14 protein-coding genes are annotated in these 12,030 nt (G+C 67.8%); 10 read left to right on the top strand and 4 right to left on the bottom strand.

Features of this window, described 5'->3' with window-relative positions; translation table 11 throughout:
• The 7 genes from KJ554_08550 to KJ554_08520 all read left to right on the top strand — a co-directional run.
• Positions 1-1,229, top strand: a 1,229-nt coding sequence (locus tag KJ554_08550; GenBank protein MBU0742380.1) for a chemotaxis protein CheA, incomplete at its 5' end; no start/stop codon positions are given.
• Positions 1,226-1,723 (top strand): chemotaxis protein CheW, encoded by a 498-nt coding sequence (locus KJ554_08545; protein MBU0742379.1) that lies wholly within the window; start codon positions 1,226-1,228, stop codon positions 1,721-1,723. The genes KJ554_08550 and KJ554_08545, both read left to right, overlap by 4 nt.
• 34 nt (positions 1,724-1,757) lie before the next feature.
• Positions 1,758-2,603, top strand: coding sequence for a protein-glutamate O-methyltransferase CheR (locus tag KJ554_08540; GenBank protein ID MBU0742378.1), 846 nt, complete (start codon positions 1,758-1,760; stop codon positions 2,601-2,603).
• Between the two features lie 88 nt (positions 2,604-2,691).
• On the top strand, positions 2,692-3,165 hold the full coding sequence (locus KJ554_08535; GenBank protein ID MBU0742377.1) for a chemotaxis protein CheD: 474 nt from the start codon (positions 2,692-2,694) through the stop codon (positions 3,163-3,165).
• Positions 3,162-4,019: an HDOD domain-containing protein gene (locus KJ554_08530; protein ID MBU0742376.1), complete on the top strand. Its 858-nt coding sequence runs from the start codon at positions 3,162-3,164 to the stop codon at positions 4,017-4,019. Before KJ554_08535 ends, KJ554_08530 begins: the two co-directional genes overlap by 4 nt.
• A gap of 4 nt (positions 4,020-4,023) precedes the next feature.
• Positions 4,024-4,410, top strand: coding sequence for a response regulator (locus tag KJ554_08525; GenBank protein MBU0742375.1), 387 nt, complete (start codon positions 4,024-4,026; stop codon positions 4,408-4,410).
• Between the two features lie 20 nt (positions 4,411-4,430).
• Positions 4,431-4,877 (top strand): chemotaxis protein CheX, encoded by a 447-nt coding sequence (locus tag KJ554_08520; GenBank protein MBU0742374.1) that lies wholly within the window; start codon positions 4,431-4,433, stop codon positions 4,875-4,877.
• A 90-nt stretch (positions 4,878-4,967) separates the two neighbouring features.
• Here the strand turns inward: KJ554_08520 and KJ554_08515 are convergent, their stop codons facing one another.
• The 3 genes from KJ554_08515 to KJ554_08505 are packed head-to-tail and all read right to left on the bottom strand — an operon-like array spanning position 4,968 to position 6,341.
• Positions 4,968-5,441: a hypothetical protein gene (locus KJ554_08515; protein ID MBU0742373.1), complete on the bottom strand. Its 474-nt coding sequence runs from the start codon at positions 5,439-5,441 to the stop codon at positions 4,968-4,970.
• The gene (locus tag KJ554_08510; GenBank protein ID MBU0742372.1) at positions 5,434-5,967 is read right to left on the bottom strand and encodes a chemotaxis protein CheX; all 534 of its coding nucleotides are present in this window, start codon (positions 5,965-5,967) and stop codon (positions 5,434-5,436) included. Before KJ554_08510 ends, KJ554_08515 begins: the two co-directional genes overlap by 8 nt.
• A gap of 11 nt (positions 5,968-5,978) precedes the next feature.
• On the bottom strand, positions 5,979-6,341 hold the full coding sequence (locus tag KJ554_08505) for a response regulator (protein MBU0742371.1): 363 nt from the start codon (positions 6,339-6,341) through the stop codon (positions 5,979-5,981).
• 275 nt (positions 6,342-6,616) lie between these two features.
• Here KJ554_08505 and KJ554_08500 point away from each other — a divergent pair, with 275 nt between their 5' ends.
• Genes KJ554_08500 through KJ554_08490 form a run of 3 tightly spaced genes read left to right on the top strand, consistent with a single transcriptional unit; the run spans position 6,617 to position 9,851 of the window.
• Entirely contained in the window at positions 6,617-7,840 is a 1,224-nt protein-coding gene (locus KJ554_08500) for an HpcH/HpaI aldolase/citrate lyase family protein (protein ID MBU0742370.1), read from the top strand.
• Positions 7,841-7,842: 2 nt separating this feature from the next.
• Positions 7,843-8,277, top strand: coding sequence for a C-GCAxxG-C-C family protein (locus tag KJ554_08495; protein ID MBU0742369.1), 435 nt, complete (start codon positions 7,843-7,845; stop codon positions 8,275-8,277).
• Positions 8,278-8,294: 17 nt separating this feature from the next.
• On the top strand, positions 8,295-9,851 hold the full coding sequence (locus KJ554_08490; GenBank protein MBU0742368.1) for a citrate lyase subunit alpha: 1,557 nt from the start codon (positions 8,295-8,297) through the stop codon (positions 9,849-9,851).
• 218 nt (positions 9,852-10,069) lie between these two features.
• Here the strand turns inward: KJ554_08490 and KJ554_08485 are convergent, their stop codons facing one another.
• Positions 10,070-11,842: a glycosyltransferase family 39 protein gene (locus KJ554_08485; GenBank protein ID MBU0742367.1), complete on the bottom strand. Its 1,773-nt coding sequence runs from the start codon at positions 11,840-11,842 to the stop codon at positions 10,070-10,072.
• Between the last annotated feature and the right edge of the window lie 188 nt (positions 11,843-12,030).

Below are 12,030 nucleotides of genomic sequence, written 5' to 3'. Positions count from 1 at the left end.
TGGAAGGTGCGCGCGATGCCCAGCGCCGCGATGCGGTGCGCGTCGACGCCGAACGTCTCGACCTGCTGGTGGAGACCATCGGCGAACTCGTGATCGCCGAGGCCATGGTCAGCCAGAACCGGGAGATCCGCACCCTGGAATCGATGGATCTCGCGCGCCACCTCGGCCGCCTGGACAAGATCTGCCGGGAGCTGCAGCAGATCGGCATGTCGCTGCGCATGGTGCCGGTGCGTCCCATCTTCCAGAAGATGGCCCGCCTGGTGCGCGACCTGGCCAAGAAGTCCGGTCGCAGCATCGAGTTCACCACCAGCGGCGAGGACACCGAGCTCGACAAGTCGGTGGTCGACAATATCGGCGATCCCTTGGTGCACATGCTGCGCAACTCCGTGGATCACGGCATCGAGAGCGATCCCGCCGAGCGCCTCGCGGCCGGCAAGACCGCCGCAGGCAACATCGAGCTGCGCGCCTTCCACCGGGGCGGCTGCATCGTCATCGAGGTGGAGGACGACGGCCGCGGGCTCGACCGCGACGCCATCCTCGCCAAGGCCGTCGAGCGCGGGCTCGTCGGCGAGGGGGCCCAGCTCTCGGAGCAGGAGATCTTCGATCTGATCTTCGAGCCGGGTTTCTCCACGGCCAGCGAGGTGACCGACGTCAGCGGCCGCGGCGTCGGCATGGACGTCGTCCGCCGCAACATCGAGAAGCTGCGCGGCTCGGTGGACATCGTCAGCGAAATGGGCCGGGGCAGCGTCTTCAGCTGCATCCTGCCGCTGACCCTGGCGATCATCGAGGGCATGGTGTTTTTGACCGGCGGCGAACGCTACATCATTCCCACCCTCAACGTGGTGCGCCTGGTGCGGCCGGATGCGGAGCACTACGCCACGGTGATGACGCGGGGAGAGCTGCTGCGTTTCGAAGGCCAGATCATCCCCCTGATCCGCCTGTACGAGATTTTCGGCGTGGCGGACGCCAGGGCGTCGCTCGACGACGCCGTGGTCATCGTCGTGGAGAGCGAAGGGCGGCGCGTGGGGCTGCTGGCCGATGAACTGATCGGACAGCAGCAGATCGTCATCAAGAGCCTGGGCGACCAGGTCCAGGCCACGGAAGGACTGGCCGGCGGCGCCATCATGTCCGACGGCAACGTGGCGTTGATCCTGGACATCGCGGGACTGGTGAAGGTCGCGCATGACGAGAAGATCGCCGCCAACTCGGAAGCAGGAGGCAGGTCATGACCCTGGACACCCAGTACGCGGCGGTCGCCGCACCGGGCAAGTATCTCAGCTTCGTCCTCGGCGACGAGGAATACGGCGTCGAAATCCTGAAGGTGCAGGAGATAAACGGGCTCACCAAGGCGACGCGCGTGCCCCGCACGCCGGATTTCGTGCGCGGGGTGATCAACCTGCGCGGCAAGGTGATCCCGGTGATCGATCTGAGGCGCAAGCTCGGCATGGCAACCGGACCGGACACGGAGAAGACGTGCAACATCGTCGTGCAGATACGGCATCGCGACGAGAACGTGACGATGGGCGTGATCGTCGACGACGTGTCGGAGGTGTTGAACTTCTCCGCCGACCAGATCGACCCGCCGCCGGCCTTCGGGAGCGGCGTGCAGGCGGAGTTCATCATCGGCATGGGCAAGCTCGAGAACAACGTGGTCATACTGCTGGACATCGAGAAGGTGCTGTCCGGCTCGGAACTGGAGTCGCTGGCGACGGTCGGCGCTTAGGAAGGACTCGAACCCGATGCAGCAAGATTCCACGATGCGGGATCAGAAGACCTCCGGGGTCGTGACGGTACAGCGGTTGTCGGACGAACAGTTCGAGACGATCCGCGCGCTGATGTGCGACCACGTGGGCATCGTCCTGCAGGGGAACAGGAGGGCCCTGGTGGAATCGCGCGTGAACAAGCGCCTGCGCACGCTCGGCATCGCGCAGTACGGCGAGTATCTCGATTTCCTGCGTGCGGACGAGAGCGGCGGGGAGCTGGCGCTGCTGATCGACGCCATCTCGACCAACGTCACCGAATTCTTCCGCGAGGGGGATCATTTCGACTTCATCCGCGATACGGCCGCGCGCTGGCTCGCCAAGGGCCGCCAGAAGCTGCGTTTCTGGTCGGCGGCCTGCTCCTCGGGAGAGGAGCCGTATTCGCTGGCCATGGCGCTGCGTTCCCTGCCGGGCAGCGAGGCGGCGGATATCCGGATCCTGGCCACCGACATCTCCACCCGCATGCTGCGCCAGGCGGTGCAGGGAAGCTACCTGGCAGGGACCGCCGCGACCATCCCGGCCGAGCTGGCGAACCGTTTCCTGCTGCGCCAGCAGACGCCGGACGGCGAGGTCTACCGCGTGCACGATGCGTTGAAGAACATGATCGTGTTCAGGCGCCTGAACCTGAACAAGACGCCGTTTGCGATCCGGGGCGCCTTCGACGCGATCATGTGCCGCAACGTCATGATCTATTTCGACCAAGATCTGCGCGCGCGCATCGTCGCCGAGGCGCATCGCCTGCTCAGGCCGGGCGGGTATCTGATGGTGGGACATGCCGAGACCTTGATCGGGATCGAGAGCAAGTTCGATTTCGTGAGGCCGGCGATCTACAGGAGACATTGATCGTCATGGGACAGCGAACCGCTCGTGAAGGAAGCGTGGTATGACCGTACTGCAAGAAACGCCGCACAAGCGGCCTGCAACCGAGTCCATGCTCACTGTCGGCATCTCCGACATGGTCGTGACCAACGACTCCAGCAAGGTGATCATCACCTACTCCCTGGGATCGTGCGTGGGGCTGTCGCTGCACGACTCCGTGGCCGGAGTGGGGGGGATGGTCCACTGCATGCTGCCGCTGTCGAAGATCGATCCCGAGAAGGCGGAGATGAATCCGTGCATGTTCGTGGACACCGGCGTGCCGCGGCTGCTGCAGGAGGTCTACGACATGGGCGCGACCCGCAAGAACCTCGTGGCGAAGGTCGCGGGCGCCGGCTCGCCGCTCGGCAAGAACCAGGTGTTCAAGATAGGCAAGCGCAACTACACCGTGCTGCGCAAGGTGCTCTGGAAGAACAACATCCTGATCAAGGGCGAGAACGTGGGCGGTTCCTCGGCGCGCACCCTGATCCTCAACGTACTCACCGGACGGACCGTCGTGAAGATGGATGGCAAGGAGCTGGAGCTGTGAGCAAGAAGTCCGAGATACTCAAGAAAATCGCCGCGGTACCGCCCCTGCCGGAAGTCGTCCTGAAGCTGCGCGAGTACTGCAACGACGCGAACGTGGGCTACGACAAGATCGCCAGGGTGGTCGAACGGGATCCCGCCCTGACCGCGAGCCTGTTGCGGCTGGCCAATTCCGCCTATTTCGGCGGGGCCGGCACCATCGCCTCGGTGCAGCTGGCGATGACCAGGCTGGGCCTCAAACGGGTCTACCAGATGGCGCTGACCGTCAGCGTGGCGCCGCTGGCCAGCTTCGAGCTGAGCGGATACGGCCTGTCCCCGCTCCAGCTGTGGGAACATTCCCTGGCCACGGCCATGACCTCCGAGATGCTGGCCGAGATGACGAGGGGCGTGGACCCGGCCGATGCCTACACGTCAGGGCTGCTGCACGACATGGGCAAGGTCGTCCTGAGCAGTTACGTCGACGTGGACATCGCCGACATAGAGCGGGTGATGGAGGAGAAGGGCATGGCCTTCGACGAGGCCGAGCACGACATCCTGGGCATCGATCACGCGGCCATCGCCGGCGCCCTGCTGCAGCGATGGCAGATCCCGGGGGACGTCTCCGACGCCGTGCACTGGCATCATCGTCCAGGCAAGAGCGAACGGCGCCAGGAACTGCCCGATGTCGTGCACATCGCCGACGCGCTCTGTCTCAACGTCGGCTGGGGAATCGGCCACGACGGCATGAAGTACCGGCTGGACGAGAACGCGGCCCGCAGGTTGGGGGTCGATCTCGCCAAGGGGGAGGTCATCGTGGCCCGTGTCATGATGGAAATGAAAGAAATGATGGAACAGTTCATGGTTCCGCAGGAGGCATAGCATCATGTCCTTGAAGATCCTGATCGTAGACGACTCGATCACCGTCAGGGCCGTTCTCCGGAAGGCGCTGCGCATCACGAACCTGGCCATCACCGAGATCTTCGAGGCCGCCAACGGCCTGGAAGCCATGAAGATCCTGGCGGAACAGGACGTCGACATCCTGTTCACCGACCTGGTCATGCCGGAGATGAACGGCGAGGAATTCATCGCGAAGCTGAGCCGGGACGGACTCACCGACAGGCTGCCGGTGGTCGTGATCTCCAGCGCCGGCGGCTCGCCCCGCGTGGAACGACTGCGCGAGCTGGGCGTGCGGGGCTTCGTGCACAAGCCGTTCACCCCCGAACAGATCGAGGAGCTGGTGATCGAACACACCGGAGCGGGGGTGCGATGATGTATTTCGGACAAGAAATCGTGAGCGTCATCTTCCTGGACATCAGCGAGCGCCTCGCCTTCATGTTCGGCGATCCCGTGGCGAAGGAAAAGTTCGAGACGACCGGAGCGCCGTGGGTACAGTCCAGCGTCTCCTTCTCGGGGGGCACCTGCGGCACGCTGACCCTGAGCGCGCCCCGGGACCTGTGCCTGGAGATCGCCGCGAACATCCTGGGCATGGATCCCGAGGAGCTCGACGACGGCCTGCTGGCCGAGGACGCGCTCCGCGAGCTGCTGAACGTGGTGACGGGGCACGTGGTCCCCGGTCTGCAGGGCGAGGACGAGGCCTTCGAGCTGTCGGTGCCCAGCTTCCGCATGCTGGCGTCCGGCGCGCGGGACGAGCTCCTGGAGGACCCGGGCACCATCTGCTACGAGCTGGACGACAGCCCGGTGCTGTTGAACCTGGCCATCGACGACGACGCCGATTGATCCGGCCCCTGCCGACGCGGCGCCAACGGAAGATCCGGACCGCGGGCAGGTCCGGATCTTCCGTTCGCGTCCGGGACGGGATCTCCGCCGTCAGCGGAAGAGGATGGCGATGCGCAGCGCCCCGAAAGAGCACTCTCCGGCCAGGTCCAGGCGCGCGGACGGTTCCAGCAACCAGGCCTCCCCGCCGTCGGCCCGCGGCGTCTTCATCGCCCGCGCCGGCAGGGGGCTCAGGTGCTCGTTGCCCGGCAATCGATTGAACACGATGCGGGTCATGTTCACGATCTCCGTGACGGCGTCGGTCAGCGCCTCGTCCACCTCCAGCCGTCGCGCCTTGTCGGCCAGGCCGGCTTCCGGCATCATGACCAGCCTGCCGCCCAGGCAGATCGTGGCGTTGAGGTCGGTCGCCACGGCGCCCAGCGTTTCGCCTTCGCCGTTGCACAGACATGTGATGTAAGTCCCGGCGGAAACCCGCCCGAGGTCCCACGGCTCGTCGGCGGGGCGCAGCAGGTCCTCGTCCCCGAGGATCGCGCCGAGGATGTCCAGGATCTCGCTTGTTTCAGGCATGCAGACGGCCACTGTCGGATCCTTCCCGCCAGAAGGCGATGACGCGGATGCAGGCGTCGTCGTCGGTGCAGAGCAACCGGGAACTGCGCGCGACGCGATCGCTCGGGCGGCAGGCCGTCTCGTCGCCGTCGAGATAGGTCGGCAGGCCGATGCTGAGCTTCTCGCCGCGCCTGTCACGGTGCGACTTGAAGACGCCGGCCGACACGTTCATGATCTCGTTCAGGGCGTCGGCCGTGTCCTCGATCATCACGTCGTCGTAGTCGTCCATGGCGAAGAGGGCGCGCGTCAGGCGCCGGGCGGAGTCGAGGTCGCAGAGGGCGATCAGGAGCCAGGTGCCGTCGTCGGAGGTCAGCGCGATGGCGCTGCCGCAGCACGGAGACGTCGCGGGCCCCGCAGCCGGGCCGTCGGCAGGGGCGAACGACCAGCCGAGCTGCACGTCGCAGGTCTCGATCACGGCTTCCGTCGCGTGCGTCAGTCCGTCCGCAGGCAGCTCCTGCGAGACGTCCCTCGCGAGGCTTTCGATCATCGATGTCAACATCACGTGACGAACAACCCCAGTGCTTGAGCCATGTCGTTAGGCGTGAACGGTTTGGCCAGCAGGAAATCGGCGCCGGCCTCGGCGGCCACCGCGCGCATCTCCAGCGTGTTCTCGGATGTGATGAAACCGAACGGAATATCGAGGTCCGCCTCGTTGAGGGCCCGCTTGAACTCGAGGCCGGACATGACCGGCATGTGCCAGTCGGACAGGATGAGATCGGGGCTCTCGCTCCTGACCAGATCGAGCGCCTCGGCGCCGTTCTCGGCCTCCACGATCTCGTAACCCTTGAAACCGGCTTGCCGCAGCGTGCGCTGGATGATGCGACGCATGGCTCGCGAGTCGTCTACGATCAGGATCTTCATGCTCGTGTTCTCCCGAATGATGTGGCGGACCGTGCTTCGACGCCCAGTACAGCCCTGTTCCCGTTGAATCGGCAGAAGTCGCAGCGTGTTGAACGGATTTTGAAAAAAAAAATCGTGCTCCCGGATCGCGTTCATCGTCGGAACAGACGCACAAATACCTGCGGAACGCCGGGAGATCGCGGCGCCCGCCCGGCCCGATTATCTTGCCTAATAAGGCTCTGCGGGCCATCATACGCGATGTGGGCCAGGGTCTACTCACCACGCGAGGTGGAAGCATGGGACGCAGGGGAGAGGCGGGCAGTCGCGGACCGCAGGTGCGCTCGGACTGCTGGATTGCAATCGAGTTGCGCGACGAGGGCGGGCTGGAGATCGCCCTGCAGAGCAAGGTGGCCGGCCTGTACGGCGACCGGATCCGCACGCGCCTGGCGGAGGGCTGCACCGCCCTGGGCATCGCCCATGCCGCCGTGGCGATCGAGGACCAGGGCGCGCTGCCCTTCGTCATCGACGCGCGGCTCGAGTGCGCCGCGCGCCGCGCCGATCCGGGGCTGACGGCCGAGTTCCTGCCCGGGATGCGCGATTGCTGCACCTGCGGCACCACCCGCGACCGCCTGCGCCGGACACGTCTCTACCTGCCGGGCAACCAGCCCAAGCTCTTCGTCAACGCGGGACTGCACGCGCCCGACGGCCTGATCCTCGACCTGGAGGACGCCGTCGCGCCGGCGGAGAAGGACGCCGCCCGCGTGATCGTGCGCAACGCCCTGCGCCAGGTGGACTTCCTGGGCGCCGAGCGCATGGTCCGCATCAACCAGGGCGCGCGCGGGCTGGAGGACCTGGACTGGGTCGTGCCCCACAACCCGCACGTGATCCTGGTCCCCAAGGTGGAGGACCCCGACCAGCTCACGGCGGTGGACGAGCGCATCGAGGCCATCCGCAGCGCGCGCGGCCTCGACGGCGAGATCTACCTGCTGCCCATCGTCGAGTCGGCGCTGGGCGCCTGGCGCGCCCACGAGATCGCCGCGGCGACGCCGAGCATCGTGGCGCTGTCCATCGGGCTCGAGGACTACACGGCCGACATCGGCGCGCCCCGCACCCTGGAGGGGCGCGAATCGTTCTGGGCGCGCAGCCAGGTGATCAACGGCGCGGTGGCGGCGGGCGTGCAGCCCATCGACACCGTGTTCAGCGACGTGGCCGACACCGCGGGCCTGATCGCCTCGGTGCGCGAGGCCAAGGCCCTGGGCTTCGTGGGCAAGGGCTGCATCCATCCACGGCAGATCGCCCCGATCCACGCGGCCTTCGCGCCCGCGCCCGGCGAACTGGAGAGAGCCCAGGCCATCGTGAGGGCCTTCGAGGAGGCCGAGGCAGCCGGCCTGGGGGTGGTGTCCATGGGCAGCAAGATGATCGACGCGCCGGTGGTCAAGCGCGCCCACACGGTGATCGACCTGGCCCTGGCCACCGGCATGATCGGCGAGACTTGGCGGGAAGCCGGGGAAGAGGTCTAGACGTGCAGCGCATCGAGACCGCCGCGGCGCTCTTCGACGCGGGCTACAACTGCGCCCAGTCGGTGCTGGCGGCGTTCGCGCCGACCCTGGGCACCGACCGCGACGAGGCGTTGCGTCTGGCCGATCCCCTGGGCGGCGGCATGATGCTGACGGACGGCCCCTGCGGGGCCCTGAACGGGGCGCTGCTGGTGCTTGGGCTGCGTTACGGCGGCACGCGTCCCGACGACGACGCTGCCAACGAGCGCGTGCGAAACCTGTCGCGCGAGTTCATCCGCCGGTTCCGCGAGCGGCGGCGGTCGACGTCCTGCACCGAGCTGCTGGGAGTGGACATCTCGCAGCCGGAAGGGTTCGCGCGGGCCCAGGCGGAGGACATCTTCGCGGGCACCTGTCCCGACAGCGTGCGCGCGGCAGCCGGGATACTGGTCGAAATGCTCTGACAGCGAGGGAGCCCGACATGACGAAGCTGGTCACCAACGCCGCGGGACGCGATGTCCCCGTCGAGATCAACGGCGCCGCCGCCGTCCCCTTCGAGGGGGTCGGCGCCCATCGGCCGACCGGCCACAAGGCCGCGCCGCCCGTCCCCACCTGCAGCGACTATCCGGTCGACGGCTACAAGGTGGTCAAGGATCTCGGAACGGCGCTGGCGAACGCCGGGCTGCGCGACGGCATGACCGTCAGCAGCCACCACCACCTGCGCAACGGCGACCACGTGGCCAACGCGGTCTTCGCCGCCGCGGCCGCGGCGGGGGCCAAGGGTCTGCGCTGGTTCCCGAGCGCGGCGTTCCCCTGCCACGCGCCCCTGATCGAGCTGATGGACAGCGGCGTCATCCACCACATCGAGGGGAGCATGAACGGCCCGCTCGGCGCCTACTGCAGCGAGGGCAAGATGCGCGGCATGGGCGTGCTGCGCAGCCACGGCGGCCGCTGGCAGGCCATCCAGGACGGCGAGGTGCACATCGACATCGCGGTGATCGCCGCGCCCACGGCCGATCCCTTCGGCAACGCCACCGGCGACCGCGGTCCCACCGCCTGCGGCCTGCTCGGCTTCGCCCTGGCGGATTCGATCTACGCCGACCACGTGGTCGTGGTCACCGACAACCTGGTCGACTTCCCCTGCATCCCCTGGCAAATCCAGGGCAACAACGTGGACCAGGTCGTGGTCATGGACCGGATAGGCGACGCGGACAAGATCGTCTCGGGCACCACCGAGGTGACGAGGTCCCCCGACCGGCTGCTGATCGCCGAGTTGACCGCGCGCTTCTGCGAGGAGGCGGGCATCGTCCGCGACGGCTTCTCGTTCCAGGCCGGCGCCGGCGGCACGGCCCTGAGCTTCGCCATCTTCCTGCGCGACATCATGCGCGAGAAGGGTGTCAGGGCCCGCTTCGTGCGCGGCGGCTCAACCCAGTACCTCGTCGACATGCTCGAGGAGGGGCTCACCGACTACATCCTCGACGGCCAGACCTTCGATCTGGAGGGCGTGCGCAGCATGCGCGAGAACCCCGGCCACGTGAACACGAGCCCCTTCACCAGCTACAACTGGCACGGCAAGGGCAACTTCGCCAGCATGCTCGACGCGGTGGTCCTGGGCGCCACCGAAGTGGACTCGGGCTTCAACGCCAACGTGGTCACCCACAGCGACGGCCGCCTGCTGCACGGCATCGGCGGCTGGATGAACTGCCTGACCGCCAGGTGCACCATCCTGCCCATCCCGAGCTTCCGCGACCGCATCCCCGTGCTGGTGGACCGCGTGACCACCCTGTGCGGGCCCGGCGAACTGATCGACGTGGTGGTGACCGAGCGCGGGATCGCGATCAATCCGCAGCGGCGGGACCTGATCGAGGCCGTGCGCGGCTCGTCGCTGCCCATCCGGCCCATCGCCGAGATCAAGGCCGAGGTGGAGGAGATCGTGGGCGGGCCGCCGACGCCTCCGGACCTGGGGGAGAAGGTCGTCGCCGCCATCAAGTGGGTGGACGGGACCGTCATCGACTGCGTACGGGAGGTGCGGGGGTAAGCGACACTGTTTCGGCTCCGCGCGCGAAAGCCCGCCTCGTTCGAGGCGGGCTTTCTTGCTGCTTCGCTCGCTTTGCTCGCTCAGAGCCGCCAATACAGTGTCGCTTACGCCCGCACTTTTACAGGGTCGGGCACGGGGGTTCCGGCGAAGGGGGGATCGGGGTGCGTACGCAGGATTGCGAGCGCCCGGCAATCACGATGCGCCGGCGCGCGGAGTTCTCACTGCCCGCCGCCGACCCGATCCAGCTTGCCCTTCAACCGCGGATGCTCCGGCGCTAGCACCAGTGCGGCGCGGTAGTGTTCCGCCGCGGGCCCGGCGCGGCCCGCGGCGGCCTGGATGTCGCCGGCCATCTCGTGGCAGTAGAGCATCTCCTCGACCGAGGGACGGCCCCTGCGCTGGGCTTCGTAGCGCAGGAAGGACAGGGCGCCGTCCAGCGAGGCCAGCGCCTCGTCGGCGCGGCCCAGGGCCCACTGGGCGTTGGCCATGTTGATCAACACCCGGCCCGACGAGGGCGAGCGCCGCTGCACGATGCGGTACTCGGCCAGGGCCTCCTCGAAACGGCCCTGTTGCAGGAGCATGTTGCCGACATTGACGTGCAGGACCGCCTCGTTGCGCTGGACCGAGGGCAAGGCCAGCAGCGCAGCGATCGCGGCGACGGCCGCCAGTCCCAGCAGCACGGAAGTGCGGCGACCGGCCCGCCACGCGTCCCAGGCGGCGATCAACAAGTAGCCGGTGAAGACCAGCGCCACGGCGGTCAGGGGCAGACGGAAGCGCTCGAAGAGGAAGAAGAGGCTCAGCGCCAGCCAGCTGACCAGCAGGAAGATCCGCAGCGGCCACAGTTCGCGCCGCCGGCGGCTGACCCACAGCCCGACCAGGGCCAGGGGCAGCAACAGCACCGGGCGGAGGACGGGGTCGCGCAGGGGCAGCACCCAACGCCCGGCCAGGGGCAGCGAGAGCACGTCGTAACCTTCCCAGCGTCCCCAGACCAGCAACGCCTTCTTGACCGTAAGGGCGACGGCTGCGGCCGGCTGCTTGACCCACCAGCCGAGACCCTCGCCATACCAGTGGCGGGAGACGCCGGCCGGTCCGAGGTCGCCGCCCTTCGCGCGGCGGGCCAGGCCGATGGCGTCGCTTTCCTCGAAGAGGACATCGCTGCGGTCGTGGCGCAGGGGCAGATAGGAACCGTCCGCACCGTCGTGGTTGCCGATGTAGAAGTTGGTGCCGCCGCCATAGGCCACCGGTACCAGGTTTCCGCAGCCGCGCAGATTCTGGACAGTCGGCACGGCCACGACACCGACCAGCCCCACCACCAGCAACACCGGGCCCGGCCAGCCGGCCGCGCCGGGCCGGCCGCGGCGCCGGGCCAGCAAACCTCCTGCGGCCAAACCGAGGCCCACGGCGACCATCTCGCCGCGCAGCAGGGACGCCGCGCCGAAGGCCATGCCCGCCACCAGCCAGCGCCAGGGTCGGGTGTCGCCGTCCGCCCGCGTCACGCACGCCAACCCCACGAGGCTGCAGCAGACGGTCAGGGTCGGTTTGAGCAGGAGCACTTCGTGGAAGAGGGCGGCCGGATAGACCGCCCAGAGCAGGCCGGCCGCCACGCCTGCGCGGTATCCGAAGAAACGTCGTCCCAGCAGGAAGACGAGTGCCGCGTTGAGCACGCCGATGGCCAGTTGCAGGTACTTGGCCCAGATCGGCTCGCCGCCCGCGGCCAGGATGCCCGCCAGCAGATAGGCGTAGCCCGGCGCCACGTAGTAGGCGCCGAAGGGCAGGGGCGTGCCGCTGCGCAGCATCTCGGCCAGCTGGATGAAGCCGATCTCGTCCACGGTCGGCGTCAGCCAGAAAGGTGCGTCCCGCACATCCAGCAGCAACCACAGCCGCATCAGCAAGGCCGCCGCGATCACCCAGACGACGGGCGACAGGCCTCCCCGGCGCCTCCGGGGCGGCGCGGCGGGCGGGCCGGTCCGGGCGGGTTTGGAACGGGCGGACATGACGGTGCACCTCGGGACAGGGACTAATGCCCTTATCGGAATGTGGCAGCGGGTTGCCGGCGCCGTCCGGGACAGTGCATCGCCGTCGAGTGATAGAGGAGCCCGCTCGACGGCCAGTCTATGGGGGAGGGATAGGCGGTCAACCGAAAATCTCGCCACGTAGTTCACCTCGCCCTCGCCAGCCTGAT

The sequence above is a fragment of the bacterium genome, from assembly GCA_018814885.1.
Classification (GTDB): domain Bacteria; phylum Krumholzibacteriota; class Krumholzibacteriia; order LZORAL124-64-63; family LZORAL124-64-63; genus JAHIYU01.
The sequence above is the reverse complement of the archived record's forward strand: the minus strand, read 5'-3'. Positions and strand labels throughout refer to the sequence as shown.